The organism is Thioclava sediminum (assembly GCF_002020355.1).
Taxonomy (GTDB): Bacteria; Pseudomonadota; Alphaproteobacteria; order Rhodobacterales; family Rhodobacteraceae; genus Thioclava; species Thioclava sediminum.
Genome location: NZ_MPZV01000001.1, coordinates 1,494,382 through 1,512,089, shown reverse-complemented (window position 1 = coordinate 1,512,089; position 17,708 = coordinate 1,494,382). Strand labels below are relative to the sequence as shown.

Genomic DNA, 17,708 nt, shown 5'->3' with positions numbered 1-17,708 from the left:
TCACAGATCCTCGGGCGGGTCGGCGACGATACGCTGCGCGGCGAGGTCCACGGTCGGCACGATGGCCTTGGTGAAGGGCAGTAGCAGCGCCTGTTTGCGCCCGGGCGCGAAAATTTCGAGAATGTCGCCCGCGCCGTGATTGTGGACCGCGCGCACGGTGCCGATCTTGGTGCCGCCGGTATCGACCACCGTCAGCCCGATCAGGTCGGCATGGTAGAATTCGTCGTCAGGAAGCGAGGGCAGCTTGTCGCGGTCGGCCCAGAGGGTCACGCCGCGCAGCGCATCGGCCTCTTCCTTGGTGGCCACACCCGACAGCCGTGCGCCAAGCCCGTTCTTCAGGCCCCGCGTCAGCGTCACGTCGAACTGGCGCGCGCCGTCTTCGGTATAAAGCGGGGCGTAGCCCACGATATCCTCGGGTTCGGCGCAGAAACTCTTGAGGCGCACTTCGCCCTGCACGCCGAAAGCTCCGGCAATGGCACCCACGCAGACGCGTTCGGGTTGGGTCATGATGCGATCCTCTGTGCTAGATCGGATGGGGCAGGGGCCGGGCACATATCGCGCCCGGCCCGCCAGCCATCCATAGCTGCCGATTATTCTTCGGCGGGTGCTTCTTCAGCGGCGTTCGCCTCGGCGGCCTTGGCGGCACGCTGTTCGGCGCGCTCCTGGGCTTTCTTGCCCGGAACGGCTTTCTTCATGTTGGCGCGGGTCGGCTTGCTGCGCTCGCCAGCGGCTTCGAGGAAGCGCGCGATGCGATCGGTCGGCTGCGCGCCCTGGTCGAGCCAGTACTTCACGCGCTCAATGTTCATCTTCACGCGGTCTTCGCTGTCTTTCGGCAGCAGCGGGTTGTAGGTGCCCAGCTTCTCGAGGAAGCGGCCGTCACGCGGCATGCGCGAGTCGGTAGCGACGATCGAATAGAACGGACGCTTCTTGGAACCCCCACGAGCGAGGCGGATTTTCATAGCCATGTCAGTTGTCTCCTTTGGATGGCTGGTGATGGGCCGGATGGCCCGTCATTTCTGGAATTTCTCGTGATGCCGGATCACTTCCGAAATCACGAAATTGAGGAACTTCTTCGCGAATTCCGGGTCGAGCCCGGAATCGCTCGCCAGCTTTTCGAGCCGGGCGATCTGCTTGGCCTCCCGATCGGGATCGGAGGGCGGAAGGTCGTGCTCTGCCTTCAGCTTGCCGACGGCCTGCGTCTGGGCAAAGCGTTCGGCCAGCGTGTAGATCATCACCGCATCGAGCCGGTCGATGCTGTCGCGATGCTCTTTCAGCAACTCAGCGGCACGGGTGGTTGAATCGCTCATGCGGCGGCCTCCTTCGGTGCGGGGTGACGCCAGACGACGATCGGCGGCTCCCCGGGATAGGCGGCCTGCGGGTCGGGGCGCGCGCCCAGACGCTCGGCCAACGCGGTCGAACGGGTGTTGTTCGGATCGATATAGCTGACCGCGGTCGACCAGTTCAGGGCGCCAAACGCATGCGCGATCACCGCGCGCGCGGCCTCGGCCACGTAGCCCTTGCCTTCGGCGTCCTGCGACCAGACCGACCAGGCGATCTCGGCCTCGGGCCAGCTCTCGGGCATCCAGGGGCCAAGCGCCCCGAAACCCTGATCCGAGCCGCGCTCGGTCATCACGAACATGCCCCAGCCGCGCAGAACCCAATGGCCGGTGATCGCAGCAAAACTGCGCCATGCGGCTTCCGGAGTCGGCTCCTTCACCGGGCGGAACCAGTGGCTGCGCTCGGACATGTAGAAATCGCGCCATGCTTCCCAGTCCGCAGCCTTCGGGGCGCGGAGCACGAGACGCTCGGTCTCGAGAACAGGGGTGGGGGAGAGCGCGACGGTCATCGGATCACTTCTTCTTGCCGAAACCCGACAGGCCCGGCGGCAGCGCGCCGCCCAGACCGGGCATGCCGCCCTTGGGCATCTTGCCGCCCATCGCCTTCGCCGCGGCTTCGACCTCGGCGGGATCCATGTTGGCCAGATCCGGCGCACCGCCGCCCTTGCCGCCCATCATCTTCATCGCCTGTTTCATCATGCCGCCCTTGCCCATCTTCGAGAGCTTCTTCATCGAGTCGGACATCTGGCGGTGCATCTTCAGCAGCTTGTTGAGGTCGGACACCTCAAGGCCTGCGCCCGCCGCGATGCGCTTCTTGCGGCTCGCCTGAAGGATCTGCGGGTTGGCGCGCTCTTTCTTGGTCATCGAGTTGATGAGTGCGATCTGGTGGGTGATCGTCTTGTCGTTCAGGCCCGCATCTTCGGCCTGCTTGGCGTATTTCGACATGCCCGGCATCATCCCCATGACGCCCTGCATCCCGCCCATCTTGATCATCTGCTCAAGCTGGTTCTTCATGTCGTTCATGTTGAACAGGCCCTTCTGGAAGCGCTTGGCCATGCGCTCCGCCTGTTCCTGTTCCAGCGTTTCCTGCGCGCGCTCCACGAGGGCGACGATATCGCCCATGCCGAGGATGCGGCCCGCGATGCGCTCGGCCTCGAAGGTCTCGAGCGCGTCCATCTTCTCGCCCAGGCCCACGAAGCGGATCGGCTTGCCGGTGACCGCGCGCATCGAGAGCGCCGCACCGCCGCGACCGTCGCCGTCCATCCGGGTCAGAACGACGCCCGAGACGCCGACCTTCTCGTCGAACTCGGTCGCGACGTTCACCGCGTCCTGACCGGTCAGGCCATCGACAACGAGGAGGGTCTCACGCGGGTTCGCGACATCGCGCACCGCCTGAACCTCGTCCATCAGCACTTCGTCGATATGCAGACGGCCCGCGGTGTCGAGCATGTAGACGTCATAGCCGCCGAGTGTCGCCTGCTGCTTCGCGCGCTTGGCGATCTGCACGGCGCTTTCGCCCTTCACGATCGGCAGCGTGTCGACGCCGATCTGGGTGCCGAGGATCTGCAGCTGCTCCATTGCGGCGGGGCGGTTGGTGTCGAGCGAGGCCATCAGCACGCGCTTGCCTTCGCGGTCCTTGAGACGCTTGGCGAGCTTGGCGGTCGTGGTGGTCTTACCCGAGCCCTGCAGACCGACCATCAGGATCGGCGCGGGCGGGTTGTCGATCTTCAGCGCATCGGCGGCCTCTTCGCCCGCGAGCATCTTGATCAGCTCGTCATGGACGATCTTGACGACCTGCTGGCCCGGCGTGACCGATTTGGTGACCGCAGCGCCGGTGGCCTTGCCCTCGACCGACTTGATGAACTGGCGGGCGACCGGAAGCGAAACGTCGGCTTCGAGAAGCGCGACGCGCACTTCGCGCATGGCCGTTTTCACGTCATCGGCGGAAAGCGCACCTTGTTTGGTCAGCCGGTCGAAGACGCCACCTAGGCGCTCTGATAGACTTTCGAACATGGGCCACCCTCCTGTGATTGGGGCCGGGACAAACGACAAGCGCACCAGTGGGCGCAACGCGCTGACTGGTGGCGATCCCGACCTCATGCCGGGACCGGAGGGATTCGTCCTCCGGGGAAATCTCGCGTGAACTATGACAAAGGCCCCGCGGAGTCAACCACGGGGCCAGTCGGGGGAGGTAGGGACGTCTTTGCAGACTGGAGATCAGGCTGCGAGTTCGATGATCTGGGTCTCGGCCTTGGCGATCGCCGCATCTTCGTCGAGGTTCACGCCCTCGGCTGCCACCACGGTCACGTCGGTGATGCCGATGAAGCCCAGAACCTGCTTGATGTAGGGCGTTGCGAAATCGAAGGCGGAGCCCTGCGGCACGCCGCCCGAGGAGTAGGCGATGACAACGCGCTTCGGACCGGCGAGGCCCTCGGGGCCAGCCTCGGTGTAGCGGAAGGTCTCGCCCACGCGGCAGACCATGTCGATCCAGTGCTTGAGCGGGCCGGTGACGCCGAAGTTGTAGACGCCGCAACCGATGACGATCGTGTCGGCGGCTTTCACTTCCGCGATCAGCTCGTCGGACAGGGCGAGCAGCTCTTTCTGCTCGTCGCTGCGCTGGTCGGCGGGGGTGTAGGCTGCGCCGATCCATGCTCCGTCGATGGTGGGAATGGTGGTCGCATCGCGGGTGGTGACGTCGCCGCCGAGACGCTCGACGATCTTGTCGGTGAGGCGTTTGGAGATCGACGCGTCGCCCTTGATGGAGCTGTCGATACGCAGGGTCTTGGTCATGGGGAGGACTCCGTAAAACGTGTTCGATGTGGGGTCGTGAATTTCGTTCTGCACCTTACTTGTCTCTTGCAATCCAGAACGCAACGGGCATGATCGAGCAGATTATGTTCACGGATGCACAGCATGAGCTTTGACAGTTGGGATGAAATTCGCACCGCTTTCCATGTGGCGCGGATCGGCACGGTTTCGGGCGCGGCCGAAGTCTTGGGGGTTCACCACGCGACGGTGATCCGCCATGTCGATGCCTTGGAAGACAAGCTGGGCACGAAGTTGTTCCAGCGCCATCCGCGTGGCTACACGCCGACCGAAGCGGGGCAGCAATTGCTCTCGGTCGGGCAGGCGACCGAGGACCAGTTCAGCCAGCTCGCCGCCCGGATCGCGGGCGCGGGCGACGAAGTCACGGGCGAATTGATCGTGACGTCGCTGACCGCGGTTTCGGTGCTTGTTCTGCCCGCGATGGAAAAGCTCTTGGGCGAATATTCCGGGCTGCGTCTGCGCTATCTCACCGATCAGCGCGTGTTCCGGCTGGAATATGGCGAGGCGCATGTCGCGATCCGCGCCGGTAACCGCCCGACCGAGCCTGACAACGTGGTGCAGTCGCTGGGCCGGATGCAGAACGCGCTCTACGCGAGCCACGCCTATGTCGAGCGCTTCGGGATTCCGCGCTCCAAGGAAGAGCTCGCCAAGCATCGCTTCGTCTCGAACGACAACCGCGACAGCCGCGCGCCGTTCTATCGCTGGCTGCGCGACAATGTGCCGGACGAGCAGGTCGTGTTCCGCGCGAACGAGCATGAAAGCCAGGTCGACGCGATCAAGGCGGGGCTTGGTTTGGGTTTCCTGACCGTGCCGATGGGCCGTGCCGATCCGACGCTCGAAGAGGTGGTGAAGCCCTACGATACCTGGGATACCAACCTGTGGCTGGTGACCCATGTCGACCTGCACCGGACGCCGAAGGTTCAGGCCGCCGTGAAGGCGATCAAGGAGCAGGCCGCACGTTCGGACGGTCTGATCCTGAGTTGACTTCAGAACTGAGCTATTCGGCTGCGTGCAGCCGTACGGGGGCCGGTGCGGGCTCCGCCTCTTCGCGCGCCTTCCGACGTCGCGCCACGGCCTTCGCGCCGAAATTGTCGCGCCCGTAGGCGAAGGCGAATTGCAGCGCGAGCCCGCCGAAGATCAGCAGCGTATCCTGCCAGAACCCGCCCGGATGCACCTGCTTCACCGTCTGGCCCGCGATTGCCAGCACCGTGCCGAGTGCGAAGATTGGCAGCGAGTGGCGTCCCAGCATCCGGATCGGCTCCAACACGCGCGCCTCGGCGATGCGCGGGATGAACCCCGGCAGCGACAGGATGTAGGCGAGCGCCAGCAGGTGCGACAGGCGAGGAAGCGACACGAAGGTCTTGTCGAAACCCGCGATGAAGAAGGGCACGTTCCACTGGCGCAACTGCCAGACCGCGTGGCCGAAATTCTTCAGCATCCAGCCGTTGTGAATCCAGACGAAGGTCAGCGCCAGCCAGCCCGCCGCGAGGGCGATGATCCAGCTTTTCACCGGCACGAGCCGCTTGCCTTGGCGCAGCGACAGCCCGGTCAGGATGCCGAGGCTGAACACGAGTTGCCACGCCAGCGGATTGAAGAACCAGCCGCCCTCCATCGGGTAGTTCGGCAGGTTCAGCCGGAACAGCCCCGTTGCCACCCAAAGCCCGACCGAGGTCGCCAGCAGCGCCAATTTGCTGCGCTGTCCGATCCGGATCAGCGCGGGCGCCATCAACAGGAGCGCCATATACATCGGTAGGATGTTCACATAGCCCAGCTGGTGGCCCAGCGTGGCAATCCCGATCAGGAAGCCGAACGGGTCGGTGCCATAGATCTTCATCGCGTTCTTGGACAGCATCGCCTCGTTGCCCCAGAACTGCACGGCGGCCGAGACGATCGCGATCGCCCAGACGGCGGTCAGGATATGCACGAGGTAGAGAAGCCACGCCCGGCCCCAGAGCCGCGAGGTGCCTTCCCAGCTCAGTCCCTTCGCCAGCGCCGGACCGTAAGCCAGCGCGGCGGCAAGGCCGGACATGAAGACGAAGCCCTCCGCCGCATCCGAGAAGCCCAGATTGCGGGAGGTGAAGTTCTCGTAGAGATTGCCCGGGATGTGATCGATATAGATCATCACCAGCGCGAGGCCGCGGAACAGGTCGATCCGCAGGTCGCGCCCGGGTTTCATCAGCGCGATGTTACGCATGTGCGGGGCTCCGGTGAGGGGCGTCCGCGAAACCGGCGCGGTCGCCCTCGGGGGCCGGGAAAGCGTTTTCCCAGCGGGTGAAGATCGCATCGTGCAGACGCAGGATGCGCGGCGTGTCGATTTCGCTGGGCACTAGCATCAGCTGCGAGCGCGACGGCTGCGACGACCACGAGATCAGCCACGGTGCGGCGATCATCGGCAGCCCCACCGGCAGCAGCCAGAACAGCAGACCCGGCGCGAGCCACCATGTGACGGCAAGGCCCGCAGCACCGATCGCCACGATCCACCACGCCGCGGTGAACCCGTCGGCCACGCTCAGCCGTCCGTCGCCGCGGTTGTTGGTGGGCCAGCCGCCATCCGCGCCGAAAAGCACTTGAAAGACCGAGCGCGTGGCAAAGGCCAGCAGCACCGGAGCCGTGAGCGAGGAGAACAGCAATTCGCTCAGCGTCGAAGCGAAGGCGATGTTGCCGCCGCCGAAACCGCGCGCTGTGCCGTTCATCGCGGCGCGCCCTGCGATCAGCAGTTTCGGCACCAGCAGAAGCCCGAAGATGCCGATGGCGAGGCCGATCGCTTTCGAGGCCTCCGACGGCGGGAAATAGGGGAAGGGCCAATAGGGCTCGGGGAAGTAATCCGGCGGCGGCATGAACAATGGCGCCGCGACCGAGGCCACGAGAAAGCCCAGCCAGAACAGCGGCGCGATATAGGCCATGATGCCCTGCGCAAAGACGAACCGCGACCAGCCGCGCAGCCCCGGTGCGCCGATGATGCGAGCATGTTGCAGGTTGCCCTGACACCAGCGGCGGTCGCGCTTGGCATGATCGACGATATTCTCGGGGCCTTCCTCGAACGAGCCCTCCAGATCGTCGTCGAGCCGCACGAGCCAGCCGTTGCGCGCCAGAAGTGCCGCCTCGACATAGTCGTGGCTCATCACATGCCCACCGAAAGGCGGCTGGCCCTTCAGCGCGGGCAGGCCGCAGCTTTCGGCAAAGGCGCGGGTGCGCACGATGGCGTTGTGGCCCCAGAACGGGCCGGTCTTGCCCTGCAGCATCGCAAGGCCACGCGCGAAAACGGGCGAGAAGAAGCTGGCCGAGAATTGCATCGCACGGGCGAAGCGCGAGCTTCCCCGCACCACTTTCGGCAGGGTCTGCAACAGGCCTAGGCGCGGTTCGGCCTCGATCCGGCGGATCATCTGCAGGATCGTTTCGCCTTCCATCAGGCTGTCGGCATCGAGGATCAGTGCGAAATCATAGGCCGCGCCGGAGCGGGTGATGAAATCCTCGATATTGCCGGCCTTCTTGCCCACGTTGTTGGTGCGGCGGCGATAGAAGAACCGGCCAAGCGCGTCACGCTCTTCGACGAGATGGGCGAAGACCTGCACCTCGCGCTGGGCGATGTCGTCCTTGCGGGTGTCCGAGAGGATCGCGAAATGCACCTCCGCGTCGTCGCCGGTCGCGGCGAGCGAGGCATCCATCGCGGCCACGCGCGAGAAGGTGGAGACCGGGTCCTCGTTATAGACCGGCACCAACACGACCGTACGGCCTTGGATGCGCGCATGCGGGTCCACGCGCGGCGGCGGCTCGGCGCGCGAGGTCAGCCCGATCAGCGCCTGCACCGCGCCCCAGGCGAGCCAGAGCGTCGAGATCAGGATCAGAAGCGCGCGCACAACGTCGAGCGTCTGCAAGCCGTCGGCCTGGCCGAACTGAATGAACAGAACGAAGGCGCCGATACCCGCAAGCGCAGCGAGCCCGAGCGCCAGAGCGCGCAGGCCGATCAGCAATGCGCCGCGAGGACGCGCGAGCGCGGACATGTCAGGTGCCTTCCCCGACCGGGCGGCGGGTCAGCATCCGGGCGAGCCGGGTACTCAGCCGAAGATCGGGTTCGATCTGTTGCGCAGGCATGGCCATCGGGGCCACCGGCAGCGCGGCGGGCCCGGCAACGAGGTCTTCGGGCGACAGCCGGCGCTGGGCGCGCGGCTGGTCGGTCAGCGCCGGCACTTCCGGCAGCGTCAAATGTGAAATCATGTTTTGGTCCACTGGTAGAGCCAGGTCTCGGAGAGGTTCCGTCCAAAACCAGCAAGAGTGGCAGAGAGTTCCACGGGCGCGTCGCCATCGGCGGAAATATCCAGAACGAGACGCCAGACATTGTCCTGTTCGACCTTCGAAAGGGTCTGCGTTTCGATCTTGCCCTTGTTCGCGTGGGTGACCGGTTTGATTTCGTCGACGGCCGAAGCCGGCAGGCGCGAAATCTCTCCGCCCTTGAAATCAATGACGAATTTCCGGGTGCCCTTGGTGTTTTCGACGCCCGAGACACCGCCGGTCCCGGCCCATGTCTGGTCCACATAGGCGCGCTGATCGCTCGGATCGGGGGGCAGATCGCCCCATTCCAGCCGATAGGCGAATTCCAGCGCATCGCCTGCTTTTGCCGGAGCTTCGGGCACCCAGAAGGCGACGATATTGTCGTTCACCTCGAGTTTCGAGGGGATCTCGACCAGCCGAACCATGCCCTTGCCCCAGTCGCCTTGTGGCGTCACGCGGACCGAGGGGCGGCGCTCGTAGCGGGCCGAGGCGTCCTGATAGTGATCGAATTCGCGCTCGCGCTGATAGAGGCCGAAGCTCTGCGGCGCGCTCTCGGCGAAATAGGAGGAGGCGAGCTTGTTCGGGTTCTGCAGCGGGCGCCACAGCTTGTCGCCATCGGCCTGTTCGATCGCCAGCCCGTCGCTGTCATGCACGCGCGGGCGGTAGTCGTCGAAATTATGCCGGTTGCGCGGTCCGTAGAGGAACATTGAGGTCAGCGGCGCGACGCCGAGCTGCTGGATATCCTCGCGGATGAAGAGCCGCGCGGTCACGTCGACCGAGGTCGCCTCGCCCGGGGTGATGACGAATTTGTAGGCCCCCGTCAGCGAGGCGGAGTGCATCTCGGCGAAGACGGTGATCGAGGTCGCGCCCGAGGTCGGCGTCTCGACCCAGAACTGGGTGAAACGCGGAAATTCTTCGGCGACTGAGACGCCGGTGTTCACGGCCAGCCCGCGGGCCGAAAGGCCATAGGCCGAACCCCGGCCGAGCGCGCGGAAATAGGACGCGCCCTGAAACGCGATCAGCTCGTCCATGACATCGGGGCGATTGAGCGGCGTGTTCAGCCGGAAGCCCGCGATGCCCGGCAGATCGGCATGTTCGGGCACGATCTTGCGGGCTTTGCTCTGGTAGATGAAATCGTCGGTCGAGAAATTCATCGGGCTCGCTTGCCCGTTCTCGACGCTGGAGAGATGCACCGGCTCTTTGAACAGCCAGCCCAGATGGAAGGCCTGCAACTCGAAGCGCGTGTCCTCGATATCCTCGAAGCGCGACTTGTCCGGATCGAAGCGGATCATCCGATAGCTGTCGTAGTCCAGCTTGCTCAGGAAATCGGCCGAGCTGGTCTCGGGCGGCACGGCGTCTCCCTTCGCGGCCTTCTGCATCCGTGCCGCGAGATCGTCGAAAGAAAACGGCGATTGCTGCGGTGCGGCGGGGGTCGGGGCGGGAGCGGTGGCGGGTTCGGCCGGGGCGGCGCTATCTTGCGCGAGCGCATGACCGGGCCAGCCTCCCGCGGCGGCGAACGCGCCAAAAGCGGAACCGGCGGCGAGGAGCTGCCGGCGGGAGAATTGGGGCACTTGCACAGTGCGGGGATTAGGCATCTGTTTCCCTGCGATTACAGTCGCTTCGCACGGAGAAAAACCGCCGTGCTGCAATTTGCATAGCCACATGCCCGGAAAAACTGCAAGAGGGTATGCGAGGCCCATCGGGCGGACAGGGCCGAGCCATGCGATTCTCGCATAACATCGCCCATCCATGCATCGAAAAGCGCGATTTCCCGCCGATTCAGCGACATTTGTGCCGCAGAATGCCGCATGTGCAAAATGGCGGGAGAAGGGTCGATCGCTGCCGCTTTGAGGCGGCCTCCGCACAATGCCTTGCGATTCTACTCAGGAAACGCCGTCGCGAAGCTTGACAGACATGCCCCCTGTGCGCAGGTAAAGTAATGCTTGCGCGGGGGGAGAGTGCGGTCGCATCCATCGCCCCAAGGCCCGCCAAAGAACGGACCGGAGAGAAGATGTCGCCTGCCTTGATCGCCGCTTTGCCCTTCCTGGGCGCAGCCATGCCGTCGATCCTTATCCGCACCGGACGCACCAATGCCGCCGCGGTTTCGGCCCTGTTCACGGGGCTGGCGCTGCTCGGGTTGTTGCTGAACCTGCCGACCGTGATGGCGGGTGGTGTCGTCGAGACCAAGATCGACTGGCTGCCCTGGCTGGGCCTGAACGTGAATTTTTGGATCGACGGTCTGGGGATGCTGTTCGCGACGCTGATCCTCGGGATCGGGCTGCTGATCATCCTCTACGCGCGGTTCTACCTGTCGAACAAGGACCCGGTCGGTCAGTTCTACACCTATCTGCTGCTGTTCCAGGGCGCGATGGTGGGCATCGTGCTGTCCGACAACATCCTGCTATTGCTGATCTTCTGGGAGCTGACCTCGCTTAGCTCCTTCCTGCTCATCGGCTATTGGAAGCACCTGCCTGCGGGCCGTCAGGGCGCGCGCATGGCGTTGACCGTGACCGGTCTGGGCGGTCTGTCGATGATCGCGGGGATGCTGATCCTCGGCAATATCGCGGGCAGCTACGACATCTCGGAGATCCTGCAGCACAAGGACGCCATTCAGGCGAGCCCCTATTACATCCCGGCGCTGCTGCTGATCCTCGGCGGCGCTTTCACCAAATCCGCGCAGTTCCCGTTCCATTTCTGGCTGCCGCACGCGATGGCGGCGCCGACGCCGGTCTCGGCCTATCTGCACTCCGCCACGATGGTGAAGGCGGGGCTGTTCCTGATGGCGCGGATGTGGCCGGTGCTCTCGGGCACGCCGGAATGGTTCTATATCGTGGCGAGCGTTGGCCTGATCACCATGCTGATCGCCGCGAAGATCGCGATCTTCAAACACGACATGAAGGCGCTGCTGGCCTTCTCGACCGTCTCGCATCTGGGGCTCATCACCTTCATGCTGGGACTAGGGACCGAGGCCGGGGCGCTGGCCGCCGTGTTCCACATCATCAACCACGCGACCTTCAAGGCGGCGCTCTTCATGTCGGCGGGCATCGTCGATCACGAGGCGGGCACGCGTGACCTGACCCGCGTCTCGGGGCTGCGCAAGCTGATGCCGATCACCTTCGTGATCGCGACCATCGCGGCGTTGTCGATGGCGGGCATTCCCTTCTTCAACGGCTTCCTGTCGAAAGAGATGATGCTGGAAGCCGCGGCCCATACGAAATGGCTCGACAATAGCTGGCTGATCCCGGTGCTGGCCACCATCGCGGCGCTGTTCTCGGCCACCTATGCCTTCCGCTTCATCAGCCACGGTTTCTTCGGCCCGCCGCCGCAGGATCTGCCGAAGACCCCGCATGATCCGCCCTTCGGCATGTGGATCAGCCCGGCCTTCCTCGCCTTCCTCGTGATCGCGATCGGTCTGTTCCCGATGGCGGTGGCGGGCGGCTATGTCCAGATGGCGACCAATGCAGTCGTCGGTGGCGGCTATCACATGCACGAGCTGAAGATCTGGCACGGCGTCACGCCCGCGCTGATCATGTCGGCCATTGCCGTCACCGGCGGTATCGCTCTGCTCGCCGCGCATCGCCCGTTCCAGCGCCTCTGGGACGCCACCCCGCGCCCCGAGGCCAAGGCGATGTTCGACTGGGTGGTCGTGAAGGTGCAGAGCCTTGCGGCCTGGATCACCCAAGGGCTGCATACCGGCGCGATGGCGCGTTACCTGATGCTGTTCACGATCACCGCGGTCGGGGTGGGGCTCTACGCCTTCATGAGCGGCACGCTGGGGCCGCAGACCCGCGCGCTGACGCCGGTGAACGGCGCGGCGGTGACCTCGTGGCTGCTGCTGCTGACCGCCACGATGTGTATCGTCGCCTTCCATCACAACCGCATCCTCGCGCTGGTGCTGATCGGGATCGTCGGCCTGACCGTCTCGATCTCCTTCATTTTCCTTTCCGCGCCCGACCTCGCGCTGACGCAGATCTCGGTCGAGATCGTGACGACGGTGCTGATGCTTCTCGCGCTGAACTTCCTGCCCAAGATCACCTCGATCGAATCCAGCCGGATGAAGATCGGCTTTGACGTCGGGCTTTCGGTCGCGGCGGGCGTCGCGGTCTCGGGGCTGATCTACGCGCTGCTGACCCGCGATTTCGCCTTCCCGACGATGTCCGGCTACATGCTCGACAACAGCTACAACCTTGCGGGCGGGGACAACGTGGTGAACGTGATCCTCGTGGACTTCCGTGGCTACGATACGTTCGGCGAGATCACGGTGCTGGGCATCGCCGCGCTGGTGATCTTCGCGCTGACCGAGGCGCTGCTGCAGGGCGCGTCCTCGCGCAAGCTGATCGCGTGGCGCCCCGACGTGCCGCGTGGCGGCGACAAGCACCCGCTGATGCTGCTGATCGTGACGCGGGTGATGATGCCGATCGCGCTGGTCGTGGGGCTCTATATCTTCTTGCGCGGCCACAATGCGCCCGGCGGCGGCTTCATCGCCGGTCTCGTGGTCGCGATCGCGCTGGTGACGCAATACATGGCCTCGGGCTTTGCGTGGACGCAGGCGCGCCAGAAGGTCTATTATCACGTGCTGATCGCGTCGGGCGTGCTGGTCGCAGGGATCACCGGGGCCGGGGCCTTCTTCAACGACATGCCCTTCCTCACCTCCGATTTCGGCTATGTGAAACTGCCCGGTCTCGACAAGTTCGAGCTGGCGACCGCTGCGGGCTTCGACCTCGGCGTGTTCCTCGGCGTCGTGGGCTCGGTGATGCTGGCGCTTGGCGGGCTGAGCCGCCTCGCGCGCCGCGCCGCAATGGGCGAGGAAGGCGGCGAGGAGGGCGCGCATATCGCGGCCGAGAAGCCGGAGGCCCGCGTGCTCGCGCCGCTCTCGGCCGGGCCCTATCCGCCCGAAGCCAAAGTGCCGCGCCGCTGGTGGAAGACCGCCCGCGCCGCGCGCGAAGCCACCCAGAACGAGCGTGACACCGTGCACGAGAACAAGAAGACCAACGGGGGCGATCACTGATGGAAGTGCTCGTTGCATCGGCCATCGGCGTGCTGACCGCCGCCGGCATCTACATGATCCTGCGTCTGCGCACCTTCCCCGTGGTGGTGGGCATGTCGCTGCTGTCCTACGCGGTGAACGTGTTCCTGTTCGCCACGGGCCGTCTGGTGATCAACCAGCCGCCGATCCTGCGCGACGGCGTGACCTCCTATACAGACCCGATCCCGCAGGCGCTGGTCCTGACCGCGATCGTGATCTCCTTCGGGATGACCGCGGTCGTGGTGATGCTCGCGCTTGGCGCCTTCATCGAGGCGGGCAATGACCGCATCGACCTCGAGGAAGAGGAGGACGGCCAATGATGGAGCATTGGATCATCGCGCCCGTCCTGATCCCGGCGATGCTCGCGCCGCTGATCGTGCTGTGGATGCGCTACGATCTGGTCACGCAGCGCGTGGCCTCGATCCTCGGCATGTCGGCGCTTCTGGTGCTGGCCATCGTGCTGATGGTGTCGGCGTCGATGGGCCCGCCCGAGGTCTATCGCCTCGGCAACTGGGAGCCGCCCTACGGCATCGTGCTGGTCCTCGACCGGCTGTCCGCGCTGATGCTGCTGCTGACCTCGATCCTCGGCCTCGTGATCGTGCTTTATGCGATCGGCTCGGGCTGGGACAAACGTGGCTGGCATTTCCACTCGCTGATGCAGTTCCAGATGATGGGGATTAACGGCGCCTTCCTTACGGGCGACGCGTTCAACCTGTTCGTCTTCTTCGAGGTTCTGCTGATCGCCTCCTACGGTCTGATGATCCATGGCGGCGGGCGCGCGCGGCTGAAATCGGGCGTACAATATGTGGTCTATAACCTCGCAGGCTCCACGCTGTTCCTCTTCGCGCTGGGGACCATCTACGCGACGGCAGGCACGCTCAACATGGCGGATCTGGCGGTGAAGGTGGCCGAGATGCCGACCGAGCAGACGGCGCTGATCAAGGTCGGTGCGGCGCTTCTGATGTTGGTCTTCGCGGTCAAGGCCGCGCTGGTGCCGCTGCAATTCTGGCTGCCCGCGACCTACACGAACGCGCCCGGCCCGGTGGCAGCGCTGTTTGCAATCATGACCAAGGTCGGCACCTACGCAATCGTCCGCGTCTATACGCTGATCTTCCCGATCACCGGCACGATCGGCACGCTTGCCCATGACATCCTGCTGCCTTCGGCCTTCCTGACGATCGCGATCGGGATGATCGGCATTCTCGGAGCTCGCGATATGGGCCGCACGGTCGCCTATGCGGTGATCGGCTCGGTCGGGACGATGATGCTGGCATTTGCGCAATTCACCCAAGGCGCCACTTCGGCGGGCCTTTACTACATGATCCACTCGACGCTGACCGCCGGCGCGATGTTCCTGATCGCCGATCTCGTGCGCGAGCGGCGCGGGCGTTGGGGGCTCGGCTTTACCGATGCGCCGCTGATGAAGAACCACGGGCTGATGGCGGGCATGTTCTTCATGGGCGCAATCGCGATGGCCGGGATGCCGCCGCTCTCGGGCTTCCTTGGCAAGCTGATGATCCTGGATGCGACGCGCGGCCAATGGGCGCTTTGGGCCACGGTTCTGGTGACCTCGCTGATCGCCATCGTGGGCTATGCCCGTGCGGGTAGTCAGGTGTTCTGGCGCTCCTACGCGGTCGAGGCCGAGGAGGACGATCTGCCGCCCGCGCCGAAGGATGCGAGCTCGCCGGGCCTCGCCTTTACCGCGACCGGCATCCTGCTGGCCGGATCGGTGGCGCTGACCGCGCTTGCCGGCCCTGCGAGCACCTGGCTGCAGGGCACCTCCGCGCAGCTTTTCACGCCGTCGCAATATATCGACGCGGTTCTCGCTGGCGCGGAAGAGCGCGCGCAGGAGGCGGCACGGATCGGGGCCCATGAGCACGGGCATATGGAAGTGAGCGAGGAGATGCAGGCCGAGGACGGCCATGGTGGCGACGCCAATGCCGCCGACCCGCATGCCGACACTCAGCCCGCCGATCAGACCGACACCCACACCGGAACCGAGACGGGGCAGGACGCCCCCGCCGCGGCGCATTGAGGGGAGCAAAGAGATGATCCGCAAGATCCTTCCCCACCCCTACCTGACCGTCACGCTGGTGATGGTCTGGTTGATGCTGGCCAATAGCTACACGCTCAATTCGCTGGTCTTCGCGATCCTCGTCGGGCTCGTGATCCCGTGGATCACCGCGCCCTACTGGCCCGCGCGCCCGCGTTTCGCGAAGCCGCTGAAGATCATCGAGTACATCTCCATCGTGATCTGGGATATCATCGTCGCGAATATCACCGTGGCGAAGATCGTGCTCTTCATGCCCAACTCCAAGCTGCACCCGGCCTGGGTCACGGTGCCGCTCGACATCGTCACGCCCGAGGCGGTGACGGTGCTGGCGGGCACGATCACGATGACGCCCGGGACGCTGACGGCGGAGCTGGCCGCCGACGGTCACTCGCTGCTGGTCCACGCGCTGCATGCGCCCGATGCCGACGAGGTGCGCGACGAGATCAAGTCCCGCTACGAGGCCCGCCTGAAGGAGATTTTCGAATGATCACCTATGCCCTGATCTTCGCCATCGCCTGCTATTCGCTGGCGCTGCTGTTCAACCTCTACCGGGTCGTTAAGGCGCCGGGCGTGACCGACCGGGTTCTCGCGCTCGACACGATGGCGATCAACGCGATCGCGATGATCGTGCTGTTCGGCATCTGGGAGGGCACGGCGCTCTTCTTCGAGGCGTCGATCCTTTACGCAATGACGGGCTTCGTGGCGACGGTCTCCTTCGCCAAGTTCATCCTGCGCGGCGACATTATCGAGTGAGGGCGTGATGGAACTGTTCTGGGATATCCTGATTTCCGCGCTGCTCGTGATCGGCGGCATCTTCGGCCTCGTCGGCAGCTTCGGGCTGGTCAAGCTGCCCGACCCGATGACCCGCCTGCACGCGCCGACCAAGGCTGCAACGCTGGGCGTGGGCGCGATCCTGATCGCCTCGATGGTCTGGTTCGCGGTGAAGCAGGGCCACCTGACCCTGCACGAGCTGATGGTCACCATCTTCATCTTCCTGACAGCCCCGATCACCGCGCATTTCATCTCGAAGGCCAATATCTTCCGCGACTGGCCGGCCGAGAAGCTGCCAAAGCCCGCAGGCGAGGGCGACTGGGCGGTGCACACAGCCGACGCCGATACCTCGAAGGGCGAACTGGCGGTCGATCGGGAAAAGAACATCCCGCACGAGAACGACTGACGACGAGAACGACTGACTGGCCCTGACGTTGCGAAACGCTTTGACGCGCGCGTAACCCGTGGCAGGCTGATCTCCGGAGGAGATTTCGGGAGACTTTCGCGATGCGGATGCGGCTGATGCTGTCCCATCTGTCGATCTGGGTGATGATCGCAGTCGTCGCCGCGGCGGCCTATTGGATCGCGCAGGGGCCTTGGTGGCTCTGGGCGGTCGCGCTGCTGGGGATCCCGGCGCAGATGCTCAACGAATACGGGCTCCACCGCTACATCTTCCACATGGCGCCGCCGAAGCGGCAATGGGCCTTCAACTGGCTCTACCGGGTGCATTACGGCCACCACGAATTCCCCACCTGCTGGCCGCTTCTGTTCGCGCCGCTCTCGGTGATCGTGCCGGTGCTCGTGGGCAATACCGCGCTGCTTTGGGCGGTGCTGTCGCTGATCGGCGTGCCTTATGCGTTCGATATCGCCGTGGCCGTCGTGCCGCTTGGCGGCGCTGCGACCTTCCTCGCCTATGAATGGTTCCACACCACCGCCCATGTCACCGTGAAGAAGACCGCGATCGAGCGCCATGTCTCGACGCTGCACAACCAGCACCATTTCCGCGACTTCTCGAAATGGTTTCATGTCACAGCAGGGGGCGAGGTGATCGACCGGCTGATGGGCACCGCGATTTCGCGCGATCAGCTCAAGACCCAAAGCCGCGTCGAGTTCATCCGGACCCTCGGCCTGCGCCCCGACGACCCGCGTCTGATCGCGGCACGCGAGAAATTCGCCCCGCGCTTCGGGATCACCGAGGCAGAGGTCTCGCGGGCGGGTCATGTCGGAGGGGGCGCTGCCCCCGCGCGCTGACGCGCGCCCCCGGGATATTTCCGCCAAGAGGAAGTTAAACCTTCCGTAACCAGAATCGCCTGACCCTGATCTCGCGGAACAGGCGGGGACGCCGATGGCCGCCCAAGGGGAAGCGCCCGGCCAGCCGCCCGCAACCGGGTTCGAGCCGGGCGTTTTTCTTCCTCTTGGGAGAAAT

At 64.9% G+C, this 17,708-nt stretch carries 18 protein-coding genes; 8 read left to right on the top strand and 10 right to left on the bottom strand.

Annotated elements, in window-relative coordinates; translation table 11 throughout:
• From rimM to BMI91_RS06790, 6 genes are all read right to left on the bottom strand, one after another.
• The gene (gene rimM, locus BMI91_RS06815; RefSeq protein ID WP_078522034.1) at positions 1-507 is read right to left on the bottom strand and encodes a ribosome maturation factor RimM; all 507 of its coding nucleotides are present in this window, start codon (positions 505-507) and stop codon (positions 1-3) included.
• An 83-nt stretch (positions 508-590) separates the two neighbouring features.
• Positions 591-965 carry a 30S ribosomal protein S16 gene (gene rpsP / locus BMI91_RS06810; protein ID WP_078540310.1) on the bottom strand — a complete coding sequence of 125 codons (375 nt, stop codon included), beginning with the start codon at positions 963-965 and terminating at the stop codon, positions 591-593.
• A gap of 45 nt (positions 966-1,010) precedes the next feature.
• Entirely contained in the window at positions 1,011-1,307 is a 297-nt protein-coding gene (locus BMI91_RS06805) for a chorismate mutase (protein ID WP_078545072.1), read from the bottom strand.
• A complete protein-coding gene (locus BMI91_RS06800) occupies positions 1,304-1,846 on the bottom strand; it encodes a GNAT family N-acetyltransferase (RefSeq protein WP_078545075.1) in 543 nt (180 codons plus the stop codon). The genes BMI91_RS06805 and BMI91_RS06800 overlap by 4 nt, the downstream gene beginning before the upstream one ends.
• Before the next feature lie 4 nt (positions 1,847-1,850).
• On the bottom strand, positions 1,851-3,350 hold the full coding sequence (gene ffh, locus BMI91_RS06795) for a signal recognition particle protein (protein WP_078545077.1): 1,500 nt from the start codon (positions 3,348-3,350) through the stop codon (positions 1,851-1,853).
• A gap of 204 nt (positions 3,351-3,554) precedes the next feature.
• Positions 3,555-4,127, bottom strand: coding sequence for an FMN-dependent NADH-azoreductase (locus BMI91_RS06790; RefSeq protein ID WP_078604369.1), 573 nt, complete (start codon positions 4,125-4,127; stop codon positions 3,555-3,557).
• A 123-nt stretch (positions 4,128-4,250) separates the two neighbouring features.
• Here BMI91_RS06790 and BMI91_RS06785 point away from each other — a divergent pair, with 123 nt between their 5' ends.
• Positions 4,251-5,147 carry a LysR family transcriptional regulator gene (locus BMI91_RS06785; protein WP_078540305.1) on the top strand — a complete coding sequence of 299 codons (897 nt, stop codon included), beginning with the start codon at positions 4,251-4,253 and terminating at the stop codon, positions 5,145-5,147.
• A 13-nt stretch (positions 5,148-5,160) separates the two neighbouring features.
• Here the strand turns inward: BMI91_RS06785 and BMI91_RS06780 are convergent, their stop codons facing one another.
• The 4 genes from BMI91_RS06780 to BMI91_RS06765 are packed head-to-tail and all read right to left on the bottom strand — an operon-like array spanning position 5,161 to position 10,027.
• Positions 5,161-6,357, bottom strand: a complete 1,197-nt coding sequence (locus tag BMI91_RS06780; RefSeq protein WP_244176567.1) for an OpgC family protein — start codon at positions 6,355-6,357, stop codon at positions 5,161-5,163.
• The gene (mdoH, locus tag BMI91_RS06775) at positions 6,350-8,164 is read right to left on the bottom strand and encodes a glucans biosynthesis glucosyltransferase MdoH (protein ID WP_078604368.1); all 1,815 of its coding nucleotides are present in this window, start codon (positions 8,162-8,164) and stop codon (positions 6,350-6,352) included. The genes BMI91_RS06780 and mdoH overlap by 8 nt, the downstream gene beginning before the upstream one ends.
• Before the next feature lies 1 nt (position 8,165).
• Entirely contained in the window at positions 8,166-8,378 is a 213-nt protein-coding gene (locus BMI91_RS06770; protein WP_078540302.1) for a hypothetical protein, read from the bottom strand.
• Positions 8,375-10,027: an OpgD/OpgG family glucan biosynthesis protein gene (locus tag BMI91_RS06765; RefSeq protein ID WP_078604367.1), complete on the bottom strand. Its 1,653-nt coding sequence runs from the start codon at positions 10,025-10,027 to the stop codon at positions 8,375-8,377. The genes BMI91_RS06770 and BMI91_RS06765 overlap by 4 nt, the downstream gene beginning before the upstream one ends.
• A gap of 416 nt (positions 10,028-10,443) precedes the next feature.
• On the opposite strand from BMI91_RS06765, the gene BMI91_RS06760 reads away from it, so the two are divergent.
• The 7 genes from BMI91_RS06760 (at position 10,444) to BMI91_RS06730 (ending at position 17,533) form a co-directional block, all read left to right on the top strand.
• Positions 10,444-13,440 carry a monovalent cation/H+ antiporter subunit A gene (locus tag BMI91_RS06760; RefSeq protein ID WP_078604366.1) on the top strand — a complete coding sequence of 999 codons (2,997 nt, stop codon included), beginning with the start codon at positions 10,444-10,446 and terminating at the stop codon, positions 13,438-13,440.
• Entirely contained in the window at positions 13,440-13,778 is a 339-nt protein-coding gene (locus BMI91_RS06755) for a Na+/H+ antiporter subunit C (protein ID WP_078522021.1), read from the top strand. The genes BMI91_RS06760 and BMI91_RS06755 overlap by 1 nt, the downstream gene beginning before the upstream one ends.
• Positions 13,778-15,493 (top strand): monovalent cation/H+ antiporter subunit D, encoded by a 1,716-nt coding sequence (locus tag BMI91_RS06750; RefSeq protein WP_078604487.1) that lies wholly within the window; start codon positions 13,778-13,780, stop codon positions 15,491-15,493. The genes BMI91_RS06755 and BMI91_RS06750 overlap by 1 nt, the downstream gene beginning before the upstream one ends.
• Positions 15,494-15,506: 13 nt before the next feature.
• Positions 15,507-15,998 (top strand): Na+/H+ antiporter subunit E, encoded by a 492-nt coding sequence (locus BMI91_RS06745; protein ID WP_078604365.1) that lies wholly within the window; start codon positions 15,507-15,509, stop codon positions 15,996-15,998.
• Entirely contained in the window at positions 15,995-16,264 is a 270-nt protein-coding gene (locus BMI91_RS06740; RefSeq protein ID WP_078522019.1) for a K+/H+ antiporter subunit F, read from the top strand. Before BMI91_RS06745 ends, BMI91_RS06740 begins: the two co-directional genes overlap by 4 nt.
• A 7-nt stretch (positions 16,265-16,271) precedes the next feature.
• The gene (locus tag BMI91_RS06735) at positions 16,272-16,688 is read left to right on the top strand and encodes a Na+/H+ antiporter subunit G (RefSeq protein ID WP_078571533.1); all 417 of its coding nucleotides are present in this window, start codon (positions 16,272-16,274) and stop codon (positions 16,686-16,688) included.
• Positions 16,689-16,804: 116 nt separating this feature from the next.
• The gene (locus BMI91_RS06730; protein WP_244176566.1) at positions 16,805-17,533 is read left to right on the top strand and encodes a sterol desaturase family protein; all 729 of its coding nucleotides are present in this window, start codon (positions 16,805-16,807) and stop codon (positions 17,531-17,533) included.
• Positions 17,534-17,708 lie beyond the last annotated feature (175 nt).